Origin of the sequence: Burkholderia sp. AU33423, from assembly GCF_002223135.1 — a bacterium.
Taxonomy (GTDB): Bacteria; Pseudomonadota; Gammaproteobacteria; order Burkholderiales; family Burkholderiaceae; genus Burkholderia; species Burkholderia lata_D.
The window spans coordinates 706,340-725,198 of the sequence record NZ_NKFH01000005.1 but is presented as its reverse complement, the minus strand read 5'-3'; the positions used below and the strand labels follow the sequence as shown (position 1 = coordinate 725,198).

General features: G+C 65.2%; 22 protein-coding genes and 2 pseudogenes. 17 read left to right on the top strand and 7 right to left on the bottom strand.

Annotation, left to right across the window (positions count from 1 at the left end; all coding sequences use genetic code 11):
• Nucleotides 1-50 precede the first annotated feature (50 nt).
• The 4 genes from CFB50_RS39525 to CFB50_RS15855 all read left to right on the top strand — a co-directional run bounded on the left by CFB50_RS39525 (nucleotide 51) and on the right by CFB50_RS15855 (nucleotide 2,051).
• On the top strand, nucleotides 51-191 hold the full coding sequence (locus CFB50_RS39525; protein ID WP_089446478.1) for a cytochrome oxidase small assembly protein: 141 nt from the start codon (nucleotides 51-53) through the stop codon (nucleotides 189-191).
• A 35-nt stretch (nucleotides 192-226) separates the two neighbouring features.
• Nucleotides 227-835, top strand: a complete 609-nt coding sequence (locus tag CFB50_RS15865) for a cytochrome c oxidase assembly protein (protein WP_011353276.1) — start codon at nucleotides 227-229, stop codon at nucleotides 833-835.
• A gap of 16 nt (nucleotides 836-851) precedes the next feature.
• Entirely contained in the window at nucleotides 852-1,052 is a 201-nt protein-coding gene (locus CFB50_RS15860) for a DUF2970 domain-containing protein (protein WP_069248927.1), read from the top strand.
• Between the two features lie 141 nt (nucleotides 1,053-1,193).
• The gene (locus CFB50_RS15855) at nucleotides 1,194-2,051 is read left to right on the top strand and encodes a cytochrome c oxidase subunit 3 (protein WP_069248926.1); all 858 of its coding nucleotides are present in this window, start codon (nucleotides 1,194-1,196) and stop codon (nucleotides 2,049-2,051) included.
• A 171-nt stretch (nucleotides 2,052-2,222) separates the two neighbouring features.
• Here the strand turns inward: CFB50_RS15855 and CFB50_RS15850 are convergent, their stop codons facing one another.
• Complete coding sequence (locus CFB50_RS15850) at nucleotides 2,223-2,432, bottom strand: twin transmembrane helix small protein (protein ID WP_089446477.1); 210 nt, start codon at nucleotides 2,430-2,432, stop codon at nucleotides 2,223-2,225.
• Nucleotides 2,433-2,516: 84 nt separating this feature from the next.
• Between CFB50_RS15850 and CFB50_RS15845 the strand changes: the two genes are divergently transcribed.
• Genes CFB50_RS15845 through CFB50_RS15825 form a run of 5 tightly spaced genes read left to right on the top strand, consistent with a single transcriptional unit; the run spans nucleotide 2,517 to nucleotide 6,598 of the window.
• Complete coding sequence (locus tag CFB50_RS15845) at nucleotides 2,517-3,227, top strand: SURF1 family protein (protein ID WP_069249372.1); 711 nt, start codon at nucleotides 2,517-2,519, stop codon at nucleotides 3,225-3,227.
• Nucleotides 3,228-3,287: 60 nt separating this feature from the next.
• Entirely contained in the window at nucleotides 3,288-3,914 is a 627-nt protein-coding gene (locus CFB50_RS15840) for an SCO family protein (protein WP_089446476.1), read from the top strand.
• A 24-nt stretch (nucleotides 3,915-3,938) separates the two neighbouring features.
• Nucleotides 3,939-5,051, top strand: a complete 1,113-nt coding sequence (locus CFB50_RS15835) for a COX15/CtaA family protein (protein ID WP_069248923.1) — start codon at nucleotides 3,939-3,941, stop codon at nucleotides 5,049-5,051.
• Between the two features lie 8 nt (nucleotides 5,052-5,059).
• Entirely contained in the window at nucleotides 5,060-5,962 is a 903-nt protein-coding gene (gene cyoE / locus CFB50_RS15830) for a heme o synthase (RefSeq protein WP_047852250.1), read from the top strand.
• A gap of 18 nt (nucleotides 5,963-5,980) precedes the next feature.
• A complete protein-coding gene (locus CFB50_RS15825) occupies nucleotides 5,981-6,598 on the top strand; it encodes an SCO family protein (RefSeq protein WP_089446475.1) in 618 nt (205 codons plus the stop codon).
• Between the two features lie 151 nt (nucleotides 6,599-6,749).
• On the opposite strand, the gene CFB50_RS15820 is transcribed toward CFB50_RS15825, so the two are convergent.
• Both CFB50_RS15820 and CFB50_RS39520 read right to left on the bottom strand, forming a co-directional pair.
• Entirely contained in the window at nucleotides 6,750-7,040 is a 291-nt protein-coding gene (locus tag CFB50_RS15820; protein WP_089446474.1) for a YciI family protein, read from the bottom strand.
• A 52-nt stretch (nucleotides 7,041-7,092) separates the two neighbouring features.
• The gene (locus CFB50_RS39520; RefSeq protein ID WP_179254184.1) at nucleotides 7,093-7,314 is read right to left on the bottom strand and encodes a hypothetical protein; all 222 of its coding nucleotides are present in this window, start codon (nucleotides 7,312-7,314) and stop codon (nucleotides 7,093-7,095) included.
• On the opposite strand from CFB50_RS39520, the gene CFB50_RS15815 reads away from it, so the two are divergent.
• A complete protein-coding gene (locus CFB50_RS15815) occupies nucleotides 7,289-8,893 on the top strand; it encodes a methyl-accepting chemotaxis protein (RefSeq protein WP_089446705.1) in 1,605 nt (534 codons plus the stop codon). The genes CFB50_RS39520 and CFB50_RS15815 overlap by 26 nt on opposite strands.
• A 213-nt stretch (nucleotides 8,894-9,106) precedes the next feature.
• Nucleotides 9,107-9,922, top strand: a complete 816-nt coding sequence (locus CFB50_RS15810; protein WP_069248920.1) for a MetQ/NlpA family ABC transporter substrate-binding protein — start codon at nucleotides 9,107-9,109, stop codon at nucleotides 9,920-9,922.
• 113 nt (nucleotides 9,923-10,035) lie between these two features.
• On the opposite strand, the gene CFB50_RS15805 is transcribed toward CFB50_RS15810, so the two are convergent.
• Nucleotides 10,036-10,344, bottom strand: coding sequence for a VF_A0006 family four-cysteine protein (locus tag CFB50_RS15805; RefSeq protein ID WP_089446473.1), 309 nt, complete (start codon nucleotides 10,342-10,344; stop codon nucleotides 10,036-10,038).
• 333 nt (nucleotides 10,345-10,677) lie between these two features.
• On the opposite strand from CFB50_RS15805, the gene CFB50_RS15800 reads away from it, so the two are divergent.
• The 3 genes from CFB50_RS15800 (at nucleotide 10,678) to CFB50_RS15790 (ending at nucleotide 13,475) form a co-directional block, all read left to right on the top strand.
• On the top strand, nucleotides 10,678-11,643 hold the full coding sequence (locus CFB50_RS15800; protein WP_089446472.1) for an ABC transporter substrate-binding protein: 966 nt from the start codon (nucleotides 10,678-10,680) through the stop codon (nucleotides 11,641-11,643).
• A 139-nt stretch (nucleotides 11,644-11,782) separates the two neighbouring features.
• A complete protein-coding gene (locus CFB50_RS15795; protein WP_039346181.1) occupies nucleotides 11,783-12,679 on the top strand; it encodes an ABC transporter permease in 897 nt (298 codons plus the stop codon).
• Nucleotide 12,680: 1 nt separating this feature from the next.
• The gene (locus tag CFB50_RS15790; protein WP_011353261.1) at nucleotides 12,681-13,475 is read left to right on the top strand and encodes an ABC transporter ATP-binding protein; all 795 of its coding nucleotides are present in this window, start codon (nucleotides 12,681-12,683) and stop codon (nucleotides 13,473-13,475) included.
• Nucleotides 13,476-13,924: 449 nt separating this feature from the next.
• Here the strand turns inward: CFB50_RS15790 and gmtX are convergent, their stop codons facing one another.
• Together gmtX and CFB50_RS15780 are read right to left on the bottom strand one after the other, a co-directional pair.
• On the bottom strand, nucleotides 13,925-14,578 hold the full coding sequence (gmtX, locus tag CFB50_RS15785) for a gamma-mobile-trio protein GmtX (RefSeq protein WP_089446471.1): 654 nt from the start codon (nucleotides 14,576-14,578) through the stop codon (nucleotides 13,925-13,927).
• The gene (locus CFB50_RS15780) at nucleotides 14,575-14,826 is read right to left on the bottom strand and encodes a hypothetical protein (protein WP_256979082.1); all 252 of its coding nucleotides are present in this window, start codon (nucleotides 14,824-14,826) and stop codon (nucleotides 14,575-14,577) included. The genes gmtX and CFB50_RS15780 overlap by 4 nt, the downstream gene beginning before the upstream one ends.
• Nucleotides 14,827-14,898: 72 nt before the next feature.
• Here CFB50_RS15780 and CFB50_RS15775 point away from each other — a divergent pair.
• The 3 genes and pseudogenes from CFB50_RS15775 to CFB50_RS40525 all read left to right on the top strand — a co-directional run.
• Nucleotides 14,899-15,147, top strand: a pseudogene (locus CFB50_RS15775) (transposase); the annotation flags it as partial.
• Between the two features lie 64 nt (nucleotides 15,148-15,211).
• The gene (locus CFB50_RS40530; protein ID WP_089446470.1) at nucleotides 15,212-16,369 is read left to right on the top strand and encodes an IS30 family transposase; all 1,158 of its coding nucleotides are present in this window, start codon (nucleotides 15,212-15,214) and stop codon (nucleotides 16,367-16,369) included.
• A gap of 6 nt (nucleotides 16,370-16,375) precedes the next feature.
• Nucleotides 16,376-17,269, top strand: a pseudogene (locus CFB50_RS40525) (IS3 family transposase); the annotation flags it as partial.
• A 215-nt stretch (nucleotides 17,270-17,484) separates the two neighbouring features.
• On the opposite strand, the gene CFB50_RS15760 reads toward CFB50_RS40525, so the two are convergent.
• Complete coding sequence (locus CFB50_RS15760; RefSeq protein WP_256979081.1) at nucleotides 17,485-18,849, bottom strand: sigma-54 dependent transcriptional regulator; 1,365 nt, start codon at nucleotides 18,847-18,849, stop codon at nucleotides 17,485-17,487.
• Between the last annotated feature and the right edge of the window lie 10 nt (nucleotides 18,850-18,859).

The following is an 18,859-nucleotide window of genomic DNA, read 5'->3' as shown; positions in this document are numbered from 1 at the left end:
CGCTGCCTGCCGCGCAGGCAGGCGCGGCGGGCGTCGAACCGAAGTTGCAGATGAACCGGAATCCACAACAAAGACGAACGCCCGAGCAGATCCGCGCGGGCAACAAGCGGCTCGGCCTCACCCTGCTCGTCATCGCCGCCGTCTTTTTTATGGGTGTCGTGATCAAGCAGTGGTGGCTGTCCACTCACTGATGCAGCAACAGACGCAGTAGCGAGGAAGTTGTCGTATGTCGAAGCCGGAAGAGGGCGCCGTCGATCGGGCGTTCAATCGTTCGATGCTGGTGAAGCTCTTCGTCGTGGCCGGGCTGATGTTCGGTTTCGGCTTCGCGCTGATCCCGATGTATCGGGCGATCTGCCAGATCACCGGCATCAACAACCTGGTGCAGCGCGATGTCAGCGAGCGCGAGGTGAAGAACTCGCAGGTCGATACCAGCCGCACGGTGTCGGTCGAGTTCGATGCGAATGCGCGCGGGCCGCTCGGTTTCAAGCCGGAGCACAACAGCCTCGACGTGCATCCGGGCGAGCTGACGACGATCGTGTACGACGTGACGAACGGGCAGGGCCGGCCGGTCGTTGCCCAGGCGATTCCGAGCTACGCGCCGAAGCAGGCGACGGAGTTCTTCAAGAAGATCGAGTGCTTTTGCTTTACGCAGCAGACGCTGGCCGCGAACGAATCGCGCAAGATGCCGGTGGTGTTCGTGATCGATCCGAAACTGCCGAAGGACGTGAAGACGATCACGCTGTCGTACACGTTCTTCGAGCTGAATACGCCGGCCACGCCGGCGCCCGCGCCGGGCAAGACCGCGGCGCAGGGCGCGGCGAAGCCGGACGCATGACGACGGAGGCGGGGCGATGACGGAGGGCAAGCGGGACGGGTCGTTCGGCCAGGCGCTGAAAGCCGTGCTGTGGTCGTTCTTCGGGGTGCGCAAGCGGCGCGACCTGGAGGCCGACGCGACGCAGCTGAATCCGCTGCACGTGCTGATCGTCGCGTTGCTGGCGGCCGGTGTGTTCATCGGCGTGCTGATCCTGATCGTGCGTGCCGTCGTGGGCTGAAGCCCGCGGCCACGAAATAAGAATGCAGTGCGCGGCGCCACGGCGCCGCGTGCAGGAAGGAGCGGTGGTGGTCACGCCGCGCAAGAAATAAAGCCGGAGCGGTTTCCGGTACACAAATTGGACTGAAGTGGAGAATCAAGCATGAGCGGTCAAAACCAGACCCCGTACTATTTCGTGCCGCATCCGTCGCAGCATCCGATCAGCGCGGCCATCGGCCTGCTGGTCATGCTCGGATCGACAGCGCTGTGGATCAACGGTCACGACTGGGCGCCGTTTACGGCGCTGCTCGGCCTGCTTTGGTTGCTCTTCACGCTGTATCACTGGTTCGGTGACGCGATCGCCGAATCGGAAGGCGGTCATTACGGCAAGAACGTCGACAAGTCGTACCGCTGGAGCATGAGCTGGTTCATCTTCTCGGAAGTCATGTTCTTCGGCGCGTTCTTCGGCGCGCTGTTCTATGCACGTGAAATCGCGCTGCACCAGCTCGGCAGCCTCGACTACAAGCTGATCTGGCCGGACTTCTCCGCCGTGTGGCCGAACGAAGGCCCCGCCGCGCTCGCCGGTCACTTCAAGACGATGGGCCCGTGGCCGATCCCGACGCTGAACACCGCATTCCTGCTGTCGTCGGGCGTGACGCTGACGATCTCGCACCACGCGCTGCGTGACGACTACCGCAAGAAGGCGATCGCCTGGCTGGCCGCGACGCTCGCGCTCGGTATCTGCTTCCTGTTCCTGCAGGGCTTCGAGTACTACCACGCGTACAACGAACTGAACCTGACGCTGAACTCGGGCGTGTACGGTTCGACGTTCTTCCTGCTGACGGGTTTCCACGGCTTCCACGTGTTCCTCGGCGGCACGATGCTGGCGGTGGTGCTGGTGCGGATGATCCGCGGCCACTTCAAGCCCGATCACCACTTCGCATTCGAAGGCGCCGCGTGGTACTGGCACTTCGTCGACGTCGTCTGGCTCGGTCTGTACGTCGTCGTCTACTGGCTGTAAATGGAACAACGGCCCGCGCAGCAATGCGCGGGCCGTTTTCATTGGGTCGGCCGGGCAGCGTGACTGCCGGCCTTCACCACCCGGGCGCCGCCGCGACTCAGTCAGGCGGCGCTTTTGCTTGGAGCCGTGGCCGTGCGGCGAAATGTCACAGCGGCCGCGGCGGCCAATCGATCAACGCCCGATCGGCAGGCCGGTCGAATGGATCCAGCCCACCCAGTTCGCGATCAGGATGAGCAGGAACAGCGACACCGACAGCCCGACGCGGGTGGCGAGCGACCAGACCATGCGTTTCGTGTGGCCGCGGTCGTGCATCATGAAGTAGAGCGCCGAGCCCATGCTGGCAATGATGAGGACGAAGGCGATGGGAACGAGTATGTGCATGACACGAACCGGACGACGGCAATTCGAAAGGAAGAGGATAATTATCGCACTTCGCTTGTCAGCAGGTGCCGGGCGGGCCGCATGATGAAGATACGCTGGCTGCCCGCGCTGCTGATCCTCGTCGTCGTCGCGGTAACGATCCGTCTCGGTTTCTGGCAGCGCGACCGCGCGCACCAGAAGGAAGCGCTGCAGGCGAGCATCGCGCGCTACGAGCAGGCGGTGCCCGTCGATATCGGCGCGCAGCCGGTTCCGCTCGCGTCGATCGAGTTTCATCGCGTGCGGGCAAAAGGCCGTTTCATGCCCGAGCAGGCCGTGTTCCTCGACAATCGGCCTTATAACGACCAGCCGGGTTTTTACGTCGTGATGCCGTTTAAACTCACGGGCGGCGGCGTCGTGCTCGTGAATCGCGGCTGGCTGCCGCGCAATATCGCCGATCGCACGGCGATCGAGCCGTTCGCGACGCCGGCGGGCGACGTCGAGATCGTGGGCATCGCGCGCGCCGACGCGTCGCGGGCATTCGAGCTCGGCGAAGGCGGGTCGGCTGCGCACCAGAAGATCCGGCAGAACCTGGACGTCGCCGCGTATGCGAAGGAAACGGGGCTGCCGCTGCAGCCGTTCGTGATCCAGCAGACGAGCGACGACGGCGACAAGCTCGTGCGCGACTGGCCGGCGGCGACGACCGGCGTCGAGCGCAATTACGGTTACATGTTTCAGTGGTGGGCGATGGCGGCGGCCGCGCTCGGCTTCGGCCTGTACGCCGCGCGGCGTGCGGCGAAGAAGTCGGCCGGCGCGTGAGCGCCATGCCAGGACGCGGCGCCGGCGCCGCGGGTTCGTTTCGAGAGGTCTGATTTGTCCATGCAATCTCCCCGTCAGGGTTCGGCCGCTGCGCCGATGTCGCCGGCGGCCCGCAAGCGCGGCCGCTGGATGCTCGTGCTGCTGGGTCTCGTGTGCGCCGCACCGATGATCGCGTCGTACTTCACCTATTACGTGATCAAGCCGAAGGGCGGCTCGACCAACTACGGCACGCTGATCGAGCCGCAGCGCCCGATCCCCGCGGATCTGCAGGTGACCGACGAAACCGGCAAGACCGTGCCGCTGTCGTCGCTGCGCGGCGTGTGGCTGTTCGTGATGACCGACAGCAGTGCGTGCGACGAGGCCTGCGCGAAGAAGCTCTATTTCATGCGCCAGATCCGCGTCACGCAGGCGGGCGAGCGGCACCGGCTCACGATGGTGTGGCTGCGCAGCGACGCGGGCGCGACGCCGCAGAATGTGCTGGATGCGTACCCGGACACGCGCCGTCTCGTCGCCGACCCGGCCGCGGTGGCCGCGTGGCTGCCGGCCGACGCGGGCACGAAGGATAGCGACCACATCTACATGGTCGACCCGAACGGCAACCTGATGATGCGCTTCCCGAAGGATCCGAACCCCAGCAAGATCAAGTCGGACGTGACGAAGCTGCTGAAGTGGTCGAGCATCGGCTAAGGCAAGACGAGAGGCATTGAACCGATGGCGTATCTACTGCAACTCGGCCTGATCGGCTTCTGCATCGCGCTGCTGCCGCTGTCGTACGTGTGGGTGAAGGCCGACGACAACAAGTTTCGCAAGCTGGTGTGGATCACCACCTTCCTGACGCTCGACCTGGTGATGTTCGGCGGCTTCACGCGGCTGACCGATTCGGGGCTCGGCTGCCCGGACTGGCCCGGCTGCTACGGCACGTCGTCGCCGTTCATCGCGCACGCCGCGATCACGGCCGCGCACCAGGCGATGCCGACGGGCCCCGTCAGCATGTCGAAGGCGTGGATCGAGATGATCCACCGCTATTTCGCGATGGCGATCGGCGTGCTGATCATCGCGCAGGTCGTGATCGCATGGTCCGCGCGGCTGCGCCGCCGCCCGCTGCACGTGTCGCCGTGGTGGCCGACGAGCCTGCTGCTGCTGATCCTCGTGCAGGGCGCGTTCGGCGCGTGGACGGTCACGATGAAGCTGCAGCCGGTGATCGTCACGATCCACCTGCTGCTCGGCCTCACGCTGCTCGGCACGCTCGGCTGGCTCGCGGCGCGGCAGACGCCGCTGCCGTCGCATGACCCCGAAGCCGGCCGCTATCGCGCGGCCGCGCTCGCGGCGCTCGTGCTGCTGGTCGTGCAGATCGCGCTCGGCGGCTGGGTGAGCACCAACTACGCGGTGCTCGCGTGCACCGACTTCCCGACCTGCAACGGCCAGTGGATCCCGCCGATGGACTTCCAGCACGGCTTCCACCTGTGGCGCGCGCTCGGGATGACGAAGGACGGCGAGGCGATCACGCAGGACGCGCTGGTCGCGATCCACTGGACGCACCGCACGTTCGCGTTCGTGGTGGTCGCGTACCTGGTTGCGTTCGCGCTGAAGATGCGCCGCTTCGAATCGCTGCGGCGGCCCGCGAACGGCGTGCTGCTGGTCGTCCTGCTGCAGTTCGTGACGGGCCTGACCAACATCGTGCTGCAGTGGCCGCTGCCGGTCGCCGTCGCGCACAACGGCGGGGCCGCGATCCTGCTGCTGCTCGTCGTCATGTTAAACTTTCGCATCCTTTCAAGCCGCCCCGGCCGTGTCGCGCAGCCTGTGCGCGACGCCGCCCCGGCGTGACCGCCCCCATGCAAAGCACCCTCTCCCAATCGCCCGGTAGCCGGTTTTCGCAATACATGGCGCTGACGAAGCCGCGTGTCACGCAGCTCGCGGTGTTCTGCGCGGTGATCGGCATGTTCCTCGCGACGCCGGGCATGGTGCCGTGGCATGTGCTGATCGGCGGTACGGTCGGCATCTGGCTGCTGGCCGGCGCCGCGTTCGCGATCAACTGCCTCGTCGAACAGAAGATCGACGCGATGATGCGCCGCACCGCGTGGCGCCCGTCCGCGCGCGGCGAGATCACGCCCCCCCAGATCCTGCTCTTCTCGGCCGTGCTCGGCAGCGTCGGCGCATGGACGCTCTATACGTTCACGAACCCGCTGACGATGTGGCTGACGATCGCCACGTTCGTCGGCTACGCCGTGATCTACACGCTGCTGCTCAAGCCGATGACGCCGCAGAACATCGTGATCGGCGGCGCGTCGGGCGCGATGCCGCCGGCGCTCGGCTGGGCCGCGGTCACCGGCGCGGTGCCGGGCGACGCGTGGATCCTCGTGCTGATCATCTTCGTCTGGACGCCGCCGCATTTCTGGGTGCTCGCGCTGTATCGCCGCAAGGATTACGAGAACGCGGGGCTGCCGATGCTGCCGGTCACGCACGGCGAGAAATTCACGCGGCTGCACATCCTGCTGTACACGGTGATCCTGTTCGCGGTCACGCTGATGCCGTTCATCTCCGGGATGAGCGGGGCCGTCTACCTGACGAGCGCGGTGCTGCTCGGCGCGGTGTTCCTCGCGTATGCGTGGAAGATCCACCGCGACTACTCGGACGAACTCGCCCGCAAGGCCTTCCGCTACTCGATCGTCTATCTGTCGCTGCTGTTCGCCGCGCTGCTCGTCGATCACTATGCACGCCCGCTGCTCGGCGTGTAACCGCACGGTTTGAACGCAATGCTCCCATCACGTTTCGGGCGCCGCGCGCGCCAAGGCTGGATGCTCGCATGCGCATTCACGGCAGCGCTGCTGCTCGCCGGATGCGACAACGCGCCGAAATTCCAGAATCTCGACATCACCGGCAACACGCAGTTCGGCAGCGACTTCTCGCTGCCCGATACGGCCGGCAAGGTGCGTACGCTCGCCGACTTCAAGGGCCGTGCGGTCGTGATGTTCTTCGGCTATACGCACTGCCCGGACGTGTGCCCGACGACGATGGCCGAGCTGTCCGAAGCGCTGAAGCAGCTCGGGCCCGATGCCGCGAAGCGCGTGCAGGTGCTGTTCGTCACCATCGATCCGGAACGCGACACGCCGGCGCTGCTCGGCCAGTACGTGCCCGCGTTCGATCCGTCGTTCATCGGCCTGCGGCCGGCCGACGAAGCGGCGCTGAAGAAGGTCACGAAGGATTTCCGCGTGTACTACGCGAAGGTGCCCGGCAAGACGCCCGGCACCTACACGATGGATCACACGGCCGCGAGCTACGTGTTCGACCGCGACGGCAAGCTGCGCCTGTTCGTGCGCGACGGCCAGGGCCCCGGCCCGTGGGTCCACGACCTGAAGCTGCTGGTCGACTGACCGGTAGCCGCCGGGCGCCCGGCCCGGCGATCACGTGACGGCCGTCTCGCGCCGTCACGTTTTCCCTCCCTCTTCGTTGTTTGCATGCGCCGCCCGCCGGGCGGCGTAGCGGCCTGCGCGCGTATCGCGTGGATGTCGCGCAGATGTCGCGTTACGGCAGCGCGGGCACGTTGAAGCCGGATGCGGCACGCGTGATCCGGAATTCCGTCACGCGATACGTGGCGAGCCCGTCGATGACGAACGGATCGGTCTTCAGGATCGCGTCCAGCTCGTCGCGATCGATGCGGGCCGCGAGGATCACGCCGCCTTCGCGCGGCACCTTCGGCCCCGCTGCGATGAAGATGCCCTTGTCGAACTGCGGCTGCAGGAATGCGCGATGGCGTTCGAGCGCGTCGTCGATGCGCTCGAGCGATGCGGTGTAGTGGATGTCGATGACGTACATGGGTGGCCCTCGGAATGGCGCCGGCTCTTCGTGTGCCGGCTAGCCGGTCTTTTTAGCACAGCGGATGCGGACTGTCGCGCCGGCGGCCGCGGTGCGGCGCGGTGCGCGGGCGGCATGTCGATCGCGGGTTCGCGGCGCCGGCCGTATTCAAGTTGTAAGCCTCGGTGCCGTAAATGAATGGGCAAGCGTTTGCGCGCGGCAGGCCGTTCGCGCGCAGCGTGCGCATCGACATCGACAGAGGCACGCAGATGAGCAGAATGAGTTTGAACCGCAAGCTGTGGCTCGCGCTTGCGCTGGTATGGATCGGTCTCCTGGGCGTCGGCGCATGGAGCGCATACGAGACGCGCGCGACGATGCTCGCCGAACGCAAGGCAGGCATCGCGAATCTCGTCGATTCGGCGGCCGGCATCGTGAAGGCGTATCACGCACTCGCGCAGAGCGGCACGCTGCCCGAGGCCGACGCGAAGCGCGACGCGCTCGCGAGCCTGGCCGCGATGCGCTACGGCGATTCGGGCTACGTGTTCGTGATGGATTCGAAGCCGGTCGTGCTGATGCATCCGACGCTGCCGAAGCTGGTCGGCACGCAGGTCGGCGACTATCTCGATCCGGACGGCAAGCCGCTGTTCGTCACGATCCTGAACGCGGCGAAGGAAACCGGCAGCGGCTTCGCCGAGTATCGCGGGCGCCTGCCGCACAGCGAGACCGCCGTGCCGAAGATCAGCTACGTCACGCGCTTCACGCCGTGGGACTGGAACATCTCGAGCGGCGTCTTCCTGAAGGACATCGACACCCTCTACTACCGGACGCTGCTCGGCCACCTCGCGGTCGTGTTCGTGATCGGCTTCGTGATCAGCGTGGCGATGCTGGTGATCATCCGCAACGTGCGCAGCAGCCTCGGTGGCGAGCCTGACGAAGCGGCCGCGCTCGCGACGCGCATCGCGCAGGGCGACCTGACGCAGCCGGTGCCCGTACGGGCGGGCGACCGCACGAGCATGATGGCCGCGATGCACGACATGCAGGCACGGCTGCAGGCGACGATCGGCGGGATTCGCCAGTCGGCCGGATCGATCGCGTCGGCGAGCCGCCAGATCTCGGCGGGCAACGACGACCTGTCGCAGCGCACCGAGGAGCAGGCCGCATCGCTGGAAGAAACCGCCGCGAGCATGGAGCAGTTGACCGCGACCGTGAAGCAGAACGCCGACAACGCGCGGCAGGCGAGCGGGCTCGCGAACAGCGCGTCGGAGATCGCGCGCACCGGGAGCGACGTCGTGAACCGCGTGATCGGCACGATGGGCGAGATCGACGACAGCTCGCGCAAGATCGCCGACATCATCGGCGTGATCGAGGGCATCGCGTTCCAGACCAACATCCTCGCGCTGAACGCGGCGGTCGAAGCCGCGCGTGCCGGCGAGCAGGGCCGCGGCTTCGCGGTGGTCGCGGGCGAAGTGCGTTCGCTCGCGCAGCGCAGCGCGACGGCGTCGAAGGAGATCCGCGAGCTGATCGTCGACTCGGTCGAGCGCGTACGCAACGGGTCGACGCTGGTCGGCCAGGCCGGCACGACGATGGGCGAGATCCTGCAGGCCGTCGCACGCGTGACCGACATCATGGGCGAGATTGCGGCGGCATCCGAGGAGCAGGCGAGCGGCATCACGCAGGTCGGGCGCGCGGTCACGCAGATGGACCAGGTGACGCAGCAGAACGCGGCGCTCGTCGAGGAGGCCGCCGCGGCCGCCGCGTCGCTGCAGGAACAGGCCGCCCGGCTGCGCGATGCGGTCGGCGCGTTCCGGGTCGGCGGGCAGGTGGGGGAGCCGGTATTCGAGACGAAGGCGGCCGATCGGGCAGCGGTGGCGTGACGCACGTCGGCTGACGCGCGACTCGCATGAACGCAACTAACGGCCGAGTCGAGCAGGCCCCGCCAGCACCGCTGCGGTGCATACCCATATGAGCGGGATGTATTTCACTTCCCGCCGATCCTGTGACACCATTTGCCCCTTCCTGCGAGTCGGGGCATACCCGTATCGCGCCCCATTTTTCAGTCATCCAGTAAGCAAGAAAGCGAGAAACAGATGAAGCGTCGCAGTCTCCTGAAGGTATTTTCCGTGCTGGCCACCGGTGCAGCACTGACGCTGTCGGCAGGCGCGCACGCCGAAGACAAGGTGATCAAGGTCGGCACGGTCGCCGGCCCGGATTCGGAAGTGTGGCAGCTCGTGCAGAAGGTCGCGAAGGAGAAGGAAGGCCTGAACGTGAAGGTCATCGAGTTCAACGACTACGTGCAGCCGAACGCGGCGCTCGACTCGGGCGACCTCGACGCGAACAGCTTCCAGCACCAGCCCTACCTCGACAGCCAGGTGAAGCAGCGCGGCTACAAGCTGGTCAGCGCGGGCCTGACCTACATCTCGCCGATGGGCGTGTACTCGAAGAAGTTCAAGGCGCTGAAGGACCTGCCGCAAGGCGCGAAGGTCGCGGTGCCGAACGATCCGTCGAACGAGAACCGCGCGCTGCTGCTGCTGCAGACGCAAGGCCTGATCAAGCTGAAGGCGGGCGCCGGCACGGGCGGCAACAACGCGACGGTGCTCGACATCGCGGACAACCCGAAGAAGCTGAAGATCTCCGAACTCGACGCCGCGCAACTGCCGCGCGTGCTGTCGGACGTCGACGCAGCCGTGGTCAACACGAACTACGCGCTCGCCGCGAACCTGCAGCCGACCAAGGACGCGATCGCGCTCGAATCGCTGACGAGCCCGTATGCGAACCTGATCGCCGTGCGCGCGAAGGACAAGGACCAGCCGTGGGTGAAGAAGCTGGTCAAGGCATACCAGTCGCCGGAAGTGCGCGAATTCATCAAGAAGCAGTTCAAGGGCTCGATGGTCGCGTCGTTCTGAACGCCGCCCACCCGCCTGACCGCTGAACGAAAAGGGCCTGCATCGCGCAGGCCCTTTTTCATTGGCGCGGCCGATCGACGACGGCCGCACGGTGTGGCGCGTTCAACGCCGGCTCACATCTCGCCGCGCCGCGAGCAGATCGACATGATCTGCTGGATCGCATAGTTGTCGCGCACGCCTGGCAGCGACTGCACGACGCACTCGTGAAAACGCCGCTCGCGCGGCAGCAGCATCGCATTGTTGCGATACAGCGCGTCGCATGAGCGCTGGATCAGTTGCGCCGCCGCGCCGTTGCGGCTTTCGCGCAGCGCATTGAGCATGCAGTCGTCGTATTGCGCACTGCCGTCGGTCAGTGCAAATGCCACACCCGGCAGCGCCAGCGCGACGGCCGCGAATGCGATGACTCGGATCCCCCGTTTCATGTGCCCTCCGATGGCGTGGACTGGGTCGGCCGACAGCATAACGTAAAGCCGCGAGCGCGGCTGACGCGTTGCGCCGAGGCTGGCCGGAGCCGCCGCCGGCCGGGCTTCGCGCGCGTTCACGGGCTTCGACGGGCGCGGCGATCCGGGGCATGCCGCGAAAGCGCGGAGTCAGGCGGTGGTCTGCGGAAATGGTATCCTCGTGCGTTCGCCGCTGCACGCTTTCCCGGAGCGTGCGCGGGCCGTTCGCCAGCGCTTCGTACGCATGGCGGCGCCCGCCTGACGGCGGCGGGAATCCATCATCCAGAACCAACACAATACGGGGGAGACACACCCATGAAGCGTTTCAAGACTTTCGCGATCCGTTCGATCACGGCCGGCGTGGCCGCACTCGCGCTGGCCGGTGCCGCGCACGCCCAGACCGTCAAGGTGCTGTCGATCGTCGATCACCCGGCGCTCGATGCGATCCGCGACGGCCTGCGCGCCGAGCTGAAGGCGGAAGGCTACGGCGACGACAAGCTCAAGTGGGAATACCAGAGCGCGCAGGGCAACACGGGCACGGCAGCACAGATCGCGCGCAAGTTCGTCGGCGACCAGCCCGACGTGATCGTCGCGATCGCGACGCCGGCCGCGCAGGCGGTGGTGGCCTCGACGAAGAGCGTGCCGGTCGTCTATTCGGGCGTGACCGATCCGGTCGCCGCGCAGCTCGTGAAGGGCTGGGGCCCGTCGGGCACCAACGTGACGGGCGTTTCCGACAAGCTGCCGCTCGATCGCCAGGTCGCGCTGATCAAGCGCGTCGTGCCGAATGCGAAGACGGTCGGCATGGTCTACAACCCGGGCGAGGCGAACTCGGTCGTCGTCGTGAAGGAACTCAAGGAGATCCTCGCGAAGCAGGGGATGACGCTGAAGGAAGCGGCCGCGCCGCGTACCGTCGACATCGGCCCGGCCGCGAAGAGCCTGATCGGCAAGGTCGACGTGATCTACACGAACACCGACAACAACGTCGTGTCCGCGTACGAAGCGCTCGTGAAGGTCGCGAACGAAGCGAAGATTCCGCTCGTCGCCGGCGACACCGACAGCGTGAAGCGCGGCGGCATCGCGGCGCTCGGCATCAACTACGGCGACCTCGGCCGCCAGACGGGCAAGGTCGTCGCGCGCATCCTGAAGGGCGAGAAGCCGGGCGTGATCGCGTCGGAAACGAGCAGCAACCTCGAGTTGTTCGCGAACACGGGCGCGGCCGCGAAGCAGGGCGTGACGCTGTCGCCGGATCTGCTCAAGGACGCGAAGACGGTCATCAAGTAAGCCGCGGCCCGACCGCCGTGCTTGCGGGCCCGATCCGGGCCTGAACGACCCCGCCGGACGGGCGGCTCCCACCCGGGGCCGCCCGTTCGCTTCGCCCGGCCGTACACGTCCGGCCGGGAAGCAACAGGATTTCCCCATCATGTCTCTGTTCTCGTTTCTGGGCGCGCTGGAGATCGGCCTGATCTTCAGCCTCGTCGCCCTCGGGGTGCTGATCTCGTTTCGCATCCTCAACTTCCCCGACCTCACCGTCGACGGCAGCTTTCCGCTCGGCGGCGCCGTCGCCGCGACGCTGATCTCGGCCGGCTACGACCCGTTCAGCTCGACCTGCATCGCGATCGTCGCGGGCGCGGTGGCCGGCTTCATCACCGGCTGGCTCAACGTGCGCCTGAAGATCATGGACCTGCTCGCCAGTATCCTGATGATGATCGCGCTCTATTCGGTGAACCTGCGGATCATGGGCCGGCCGAACGTGCCGCTCATCACCGAGCCGACCATTTTCACCGTGCTGCAGCCCGACTGGATGCCCGACTACGTGCTGCGCCCGGCGCTGCTCGCGATCGTCGTCGTGGTCGCGAAGCTCGGCCTCGACTGGTTCTTCTCGTCGCAGCTCGGCCTCGCGATGCGCGCGACCGGCGCGAACCCGCGGATGGCGCGTGCGCAAGGCATCGCGACCGGCCGTGCGACGCTCGCCGGGATGGCGCTGTCGAACGCGCTCGTCGCGCTCGCGGGCGCGCTGTTCGCGCAGACGCAGGGCGGCGCGGATATCTCGATGGGGATCGGCACGATCGTGATCGGGCTGGCCGCCGTGATCATCGGCGAGACGCTGCTGCCGGCGCGCCGGCTCGTGCTGACGACGCTCGCCGTCGTGCTCGGCGCGATCGTCTACCGCTTCTTCATTGCGCTTGCGCTCAACAGCGAATTCATCGGGCTGAAGGCGCAGGATCTGAACCTCGTGACGGCCGCGCTCGTCACGATCGCGCTGGTGCTGCCGGCGACGCGCAAGAAGCTGTTCGCGCGCAAGAACGGAGGGGCCTGACATGCTGTCCGCACAAGACCTGAAACTCACGTTCAATCCCGGCACGCCGATCGAGACGCGCGCGCTGCGCGGGCTGTCGCTCGAGATTCCCGACGGCCAGTTCGTCGCGGTGATCGGCTCGAACGGCGCCGGCAAGTCAACCTTCCTCAATGCGGTCAGCGGCGACCAGGCCGTCGATGCGGGACGCATCTCGATCGACGGCACGGACGTCACGCGCAAGGCCGCGTGGGATCGCGCGCACCTCGTCGCGCGCGTGTTCCAGGATCCGATGGCCGGCACCTGCGAGGCGCTGACGATCGAGGAGAACATGGCGCTCGCGATGGCGCGCGGTGCGCGGCGCGGCTTTCGGGCCGCGCTCGACCGGCCGTCGCGCGAGCTGTTCCGCGACAAGCTGCGGCTCCTGAACCTCGGCCTCGAGAACCGGCTGACCGACCGGATCGGGCTGCTGTCGGGCGGCCAGCGGCAGGCGGTGAGCCTGCTGATGGCGTCGCTGCGGCCGTCGCGGATCCTGCTGCTCGACGAGCACACGGCCGCGCTCGACCCGAAGACGGCCGCGTTCGTGCTGGAGCTGACCGCGCGCATCGTCGCCGAGAGCAAGCTGACGACGATGATGGTCACGCACAGCATGCGGCAGGCGCTCGACTACGGCGACCGCACGGTGATGCTGCACCAGGGGCAGGTCGTGCTCGACGTGTCGGGCGACGCGCGCAAGGGGCTCGACGTGCCGGACCTGCTGCAGATGTTCGAGAAGGTGCGGCACGAGCAGCTCGACGACGACGCGTTGCTGCTCGGCTGACGGGCGGCAGGCGGGCCGGTGCGGTGCGGGGTGCCGCATCATGCCGGTTTGCCCGCGGGTTGGCGTGCGGGCCCGGCCGGGTGATTCGGGCCGGATGGCGGTGGCGCGCGTTCGTGCGACACGATCCGGCCACGCCCGCTCCGGCGCGGCGTAACATGACGGCCGCGCGGGCTTTCCCGTCGCTTTTCTTCTGACGAAAACCGGTTTTGCACCGGCGCTGTGCGACGCGAGCGCATTGCCATATACTGTATATCCATACAGTTGTGGGTGACATCATGCTCGCATCCTCCATTTCTCCCGAATCCCTTCATCCGTCGCTGTGTACCTTTACCCTAAGGATGCATAGTTCGTGATTCGGTAGCTCGGATACCTTATGGCATCTGCTTCTGTATAGCGGGTCTTTTCGATGTATCGATACATCGCAATGCATATTTTTCCTCCGGCACCGGTCAATCGCTGAGAATCTTGCGAATCGCGCGCGCAAATCCAATATCGAACACGGTCCTACCGCGCTCGTTCACGATCTCGCCATGCATCCCTTCTCGCCACCCCTGCTCCTCAAGATGCTTTGCCGAAATCGCTTTCCCAAGTGCTTCACGTTCGGAAGGCGTGAGTTGCTCGGCGTTGCCGAATAGCATGACGGGTGGCGACGTGGGGGCGCTAGCGACGCGGGCGCCAACCGGGCGTCGATCGACGATTACCTGAGTGTTGGCCTTCAGGAGATTGACTTCCGCCTTGAGCTTGTCACGCTCGGCGATGGCGGCCTGCATGATGGAGCGAATGGCAGGATCGTTGATACGCATCAGGTATTCATGGTTCGCCAGCGGTTTCGATGGCGGCGCCGGCGACTGGCCAACAAGGGCTGCCCAAGCCCCTATCAGGACACGATAGTCGGCTGACTGAGCGTTGTAGAGGACGCGTCCTTTTAGTATTCCTTGAGTTTCGGCCAGGCGCCCAATGGTTGGAAGCGAAAAGTCGCGGAAACCTGAATCGTGGTGTTTGCGACAAATCTCGTGCATCGCCGTCAGCTTGGCGCGTCGTTGAGAGCGGCTGCCTTTGGCAAGCAGCGTGCCGAGAACGACGTCAGGATGGTCGATCGTCATGTCGGTTGTGCGTCGGAATCTGCGAGCTTTCGTCGCTTGCGAGCGAACGTCTGAATGGAGCTGCCCTTTGGCAGCAGTGTGGTGAGATCGACACCAAATCGCTCGCTCAAACTCTCACCGGCGTCCATCAGGGTAATGACTTGCATCTGCCCGAGTACCGGATTCGCAGGATTCACTTGCTGTGCGAGACGACGCATAAAGGCATTACCTACACGGAGTTGCTCGTCTTCACTCAGCTTCATGAACATGGGCGGCACTGGACCGGCCAGCCTTTCGTAGACATCTTCGAGCCATAATTTATGGCAACCGAGGAGGTCAGTATGAGCGGCAAGCGGTACACGGATGAGTTCAAGATCGAAGCAGTCAAGCAAGTCACCGAGCGTGGTCATTCGGTGGCGGATGTAGCCCAGCGTTTGGGCATTACAACGCACAGCCTGTATGCCTGGCGGGCGAAGTTCGATAAGCCAGATGTGGTGCGGCAGGTGGAACTGGATCAAAGCGCCGAGGTGCGGCGACTGAAGGCCGAACTCAAGCGGGTAACCGAGGAGCGCGACATTCTAAAAAAGGCCGCGGTAGGTTCAATCGATCGTTGCAACACCTTCCTACTAATATCGAATGAGGGAGGGTTGACGAATGGCACAAATGGGACGGCCGGGGTTGTCGCCAGAAGGCAAGTCCGAGGTTTGGCGGCGGTGGCGGGCAGGTGAATCGCTTCTTGGCATCGGGAAGGCGCTAGGCAAGCCTGCAGGCTCGATCTACGGCGTGATCCGACTATGCGGAGGGTACACCCCTGCTGCTCGTAAGCGGTCGTTGCAGGCATTAACCTTGAGTGAACGTGAAGAGATCTCGCGTGGCGTCTCGGCTGGACTTTCAATTCGAGCGATTGCCCGCCAGTTGAACCGCGCGCCTTCCACGATTTCCCGTGAGATTGCGCGTAACGGCGGAACGGACCACTATCGAGCTCTGGAAGCAGATGAGCGAGCCTTGCAGGCTGCTCTGCGACCCAAACGCTGCCTCCTGGAGCAGAACCGGCGCTTGCGCTATGCGGTCGAGCGTAAGCTTTGCCGCGAATGGTCTCCAGAGCAAGTGAGCGGTTGGCTTAAGAACCGATATGCCGATGATGAGGCGATGCGCGTGTCTCACGAGACGATCTATCGAAGCCTGTTTGTGCAAGCGCGCGGCGTTCTGAAGAAGGAACTGCAGTATCACTTGCGGACCCAGCGGAAGATGCGTCACTCACGCTCGTCCAGCACGAAGGGCGCTCGCAATAAGATTGCTGACGCGGTTTCGATTCACGAGCGACCACCTGAAGCAGCCGACCGTGCGGTGCCGGGGCACTGGGAAGGAGATCTCGTCAGTGGCGCCAACAATACTCATGTCGCCACTTTGGTCGAGCGGCGCTCGAGATTCACCATCATCGTCAAGGTAAAGGGAAAAGACACGGTGAGCGTTGTGGCGGGCCTGAAGCGCGAAGTTAAGCGGTTGCCGCAGCATCTACGCAAGTCGCTCACCTGGGACCGCGGCATGGAGTTGGCGAACCACAAAGACTTCACGATCGCGACGGACGTGAAGGTCTACTTCTGCGACCCGCGAAGTCCTTGGCAACGTGGTACCAACGAAAACACGAAGCGACTCCTGCGTCAGTACTTGCCCCACGGTATGCAACTTGATCAATACTCGCAGGCGGAATTGAATAGGATCGCAGCGCGGCTCAATGAAAGGCCCAGAAAGACATTGGGCTTCATGTCTCCGGCCGATAAAATATGCGAGGCTGTTGCAGCGACTCATTGAACCTACCGCCGCGTACTTTGCAAAGGGATGACAGCAAGGTACGCGTTCATGCGGGCCCATATCAACGAGCACTGTCTGCGGACGATGTGCCGAGTGCTCGGCGTTCATCGCAGCGGCTATTACGTCTGGCAGCGTCAGTCGGGCAGTGCACGCAAGCACGAGGACGACCGACTGCTGGGTCTGATCAAGCATCATTGGCTGGCCAGCGGCGGCGTCTACGGTTACCGCAAAATCACGGTGGATTTGCGTGAATCGGGCGAGATGTGCAGTCGTCACCGCGTGCTCCGGTTAATGCGGAGAGAAGGTTTGCGCGCCGAGGTTGGCTACGGCAGCAAGCCTCGCTATCGTGGCGGTCCGGTTGGCGTGGTGGCCAATATCCTGAATCGGGAGTTCGCCCCCGACGCGCCGAACAGGGTCTGGGTCACCGACATCACGTACATCCGAACCTACGAAGGCTGGCTGTATCTGGCGGCGGTCATGGATCTGTACTCGCGTCAGATCGTCGGCTGGGCCACGCGATCAACGATGACCAGCGATCTGGTATTGCAGGCTTTGCTGGCCGCAGTCTGGAAGCGCAAACCGGGACCAGGCGTTATGGTGCATTCGGATCAGGGCAGTCAGTTCACCGGCGATGACTGGCAGTCATTCCTAAGGGCTCACCATATGGTGCCGAGCATGAGTCGTCGCGGTAATTGCCACGATAACGCCGTTGCCGAAAGCTTCTTCAGCGCGTTGAAGAAGGAGCGAATCAAGCGGCGCATCTACCCGAACAGGGCTACCGCTGCCACGGACGTATTCGATTACATTGAGATGTTCTACAACCCGATTCGCCGGCATGGTTCCGCCGGCGACTTGTCACCTGTCGAGTTTGAGCGGCGCTACGCGCTAAACGGCTCGTGAGTGTCTATGAAACTCTGGCCGGTCCACGACGGCAGAATTGCAGTCATCCTATACGCGCAATGAGTCACTACGTTGAAGGTCGCAATCGGGAACACGCCGAGGACGTCTGGCCCGGCTAACTGTCACAGTACCCAGGCAGACGTCATTGAATTGGATGGACTCCGAGAGCGGCGCCGGCACCTCGCTTCGACAGATACATGAGTGGCGTACTTGCGTCATCCGTGCAGGTCATGTGCGATCATCAGGCGGTACAACGTCGCGCGCGAAATGCCCAGCTCCGCCGCGACGTCGGCATGTCGGTGCGGATGCCGCATCAACGCGTCCACGAGCATGCGCCGCTCCGCTTGCCGGCGCACGTCGGCGAGTGAAGGCGGGTTGCGAGACGTGTACTGATTCAGTTCGAGGTCGGCAGCGGAGATCATCGAGCCGTTCGTCATCACGACCGCGGACCGAATCCGATTGATCAGCTCGCGCACATTACCGGGCCACGGATAGTTGTGGATCGCCTCGATTGCGCACGGTGTGAAACCGCGAATCCGGTGCGCACTGTCGCCGCGATGGCGCTGGAGCATGTAATCGGCGAGCAGCATGATGTCGGGGCCTCGCGCGCGCAGCGGCGGCTCGTCGATACGCAGCACGCACAGGCGGTAATACAGGTCCGCACGGAACCGCCCGGCCTGCATCGCGGCCTCGAGATCGACATGGGTCGCGGACACGATCCGTACGTCCACCGGAATCGACACGCGCCCGCCGAGCCGCTCGATCTTGCCCTCCTGCAGGAACCGCAACAGGCTCGCCTGGCTCTCGAACGGCATGTCGCCAATTTCATCGAGAAACAGCGTGCCGCCGTGCGCGGCCTCGATGCGGCCGATCTTGCGCTGGTGCGCGCCGGTGAACGCGCCGCGTTCATGGCCGAACAGCTCGGCCTGCAGCAGCGTCGACGGGATGGCCGCGCAATTCACGGCGACGAACGGCGCGTCGGCGCGCGACGAATGCTGGTGGATCGCCGCCGCGGTCAACTCCTTGCCGGTCCCGGATTCGCCGGCGATGAACACGGCGGCCTCGGTGTTGGCGACCTTGCGGATCGTCGCGAACAGCCGGCGCATCGCGCCGCATGCGCCGATCATCGCACCGCCGGGCGGTGCGGCATCGACGGCCGGTTTTTCGCTTTCCACCAGGTTCAGCATCCCGTACGCATGGCCGACGAGATAGCCGATCGTCCTGCAGGCCGTCGCATTGCCCACGTAGTCGAAGCAGCACTGGCGGATCAGGCGCGCGACGGCGGCGTCGCGCAGGCGCTCGTCGTCGACGAGCGCGACCCAGCCGATACGCGGGTCGCGCAGCAGCGCCTCGAACGACGCGATGTCGGGCGACGCGAAGTCGTCGAAATCGACGATGCCCGCGTGCAGGCGGTTCGCCTTGACGAGATTGAGTGCGTCCGCAACGGATTTCGCACGCCACACGTTCCAGCCGCACGATGCGAGACAGTCGACGAGCGCCGCATCGGGATGCTGCGACAGATACACGAGCGGGCGCGCCAGCACGGTAGCGTGACGCCGGCCCGGGACGAACGGCGGCATGCATGCGGTC

Bases quoted from the DNA above. Each gene is read 5' to 3' on its own strand.
- cyoE (WP_047852250.1), top strand. From the start codon at position 5,060: ATGCAAAGCACCCTCTCCCAATCGCCCGGTAGCCGGTTTTCGCAATAC.
- CFB50_RS15795 (WP_039346181.1), top strand. From the start codon at position 11,783: ATGTCTCTGTTCTCGTTTCTGGGCGCGCTGGAGATCGGCCTGATCTTC.
- CFB50_RS15825 (WP_089446475.1), top strand. From the start codon at position 5,981: ATGCTCCCATCACGTTTCGGGCGCCGCGCGCGCCAAGGCTGGATGCTC.
- CFB50_RS15760 (WP_256979081.1), bottom strand. From the start codon at position 18,849: ATGCCGCCGTTCGTCCCGGGCCGGCGTCACGCTACCGTGCTGGCGCGC.
- CFB50_RS15840 (WP_089446476.1), top strand. From the start codon at position 3,288: ATGCAATCTCCCCGTCAGGGTTCGGCCGCTGCGCCGATGTCGCCGGCG.
- CFB50_RS15790 (WP_011353261.1), top strand. From the start codon at position 12,681: ATGCTGTCCGCACAAGACCTGAAACTCACGTTCAATCCCGGCACGCCG.
- CFB50_RS15780 (WP_256979082.1), bottom strand. From the start codon at position 14,826: ATGTTCATGAAGCTGAGTGAAGACGAGCAACTCCGTGTAGGTAATGCC.
- CFB50_RS15865 (WP_011353276.1), top strand. From the start codon at position 227: ATGTCGAAGCCGGAAGAGGGCGCCGTCGATCGGGCGTTCAATCGTTCG.
- gmtX (WP_089446471.1), bottom strand. From the start codon at position 14,578: ATGACGATCGACCATCCTGACGTCGTTCTCGGCACGCTGCTTGCCAAA.
- CFB50_RS15815 (WP_089446705.1), top strand. From the start codon at position 7,289: ATGAGCAGAATGAGTTTGAACCGCAAGCTGTGGCTCGCGCTTGCGCTG.
- CFB50_RS15835 (WP_069248923.1), top strand. From the start codon at position 3,939: ATGGCGTATCTACTGCAACTCGGCCTGATCGGCTTCTGCATCGCGCTG.
- CFB50_RS15850 (WP_089446477.1), bottom strand. From the start codon at position 2,432: ATGCACATACTCGTTCCCATCGCCTTCGTCCTCATCATTGCCAGCATG.
- CFB50_RS40530 (WP_089446470.1), top strand. From the start codon at position 15,212: ATGGCACAAATGGGACGGCCGGGGTTGTCGCCAGAAGGCAAGTCCGAG.
- CFB50_RS15860 (WP_069248927.1), top strand. From the start codon at position 852: ATGACGGAGGGCAAGCGGGACGGGTCGTTCGGCCAGGCGCTGAAAGCC.
- CFB50_RS15855 (WP_069248926.1), top strand. From the start codon at position 1,194: ATGAGCGGTCAAAACCAGACCCCGTACTATTTCGTGCCGCATCCGTCG.
- CFB50_RS39525 (WP_089446478.1), top strand. From the start codon at position 51: ATGAACCGGAATCCACAACAAAGACGAACGCCCGAGCAGATCCGCGCG.
- CFB50_RS15810 (WP_069248920.1), top strand. From the start codon at position 9,107: ATGAAGCGTCGCAGTCTCCTGAAGGTATTTTCCGTGCTGGCCACCGGT.
- CFB50_RS15805 (WP_089446473.1), bottom strand. From the start codon at position 10,344: ATGAAACGGGGGATCCGAGTCATCGCATTCGCGGCCGTCGCGCTGGCG.
- CFB50_RS15845 (WP_069249372.1), top strand. From the start codon at position 2,517: ATGAAGATACGCTGGCTGCCCGCGCTGCTGATCCTCGTCGTCGTCGCG.
- CFB50_RS15820 (WP_089446474.1), bottom strand. From the start codon at position 7,040: ATGTACGTCATCGACATCCACTACACCGCATCGCTCGAGCGCATCGAC.
- CFB50_RS15800 (WP_089446472.1), top strand. From the start codon at position 10,678: ATGAAGCGTTTCAAGACTTTCGCGATCCGTTCGATCACGGCCGGCGTG.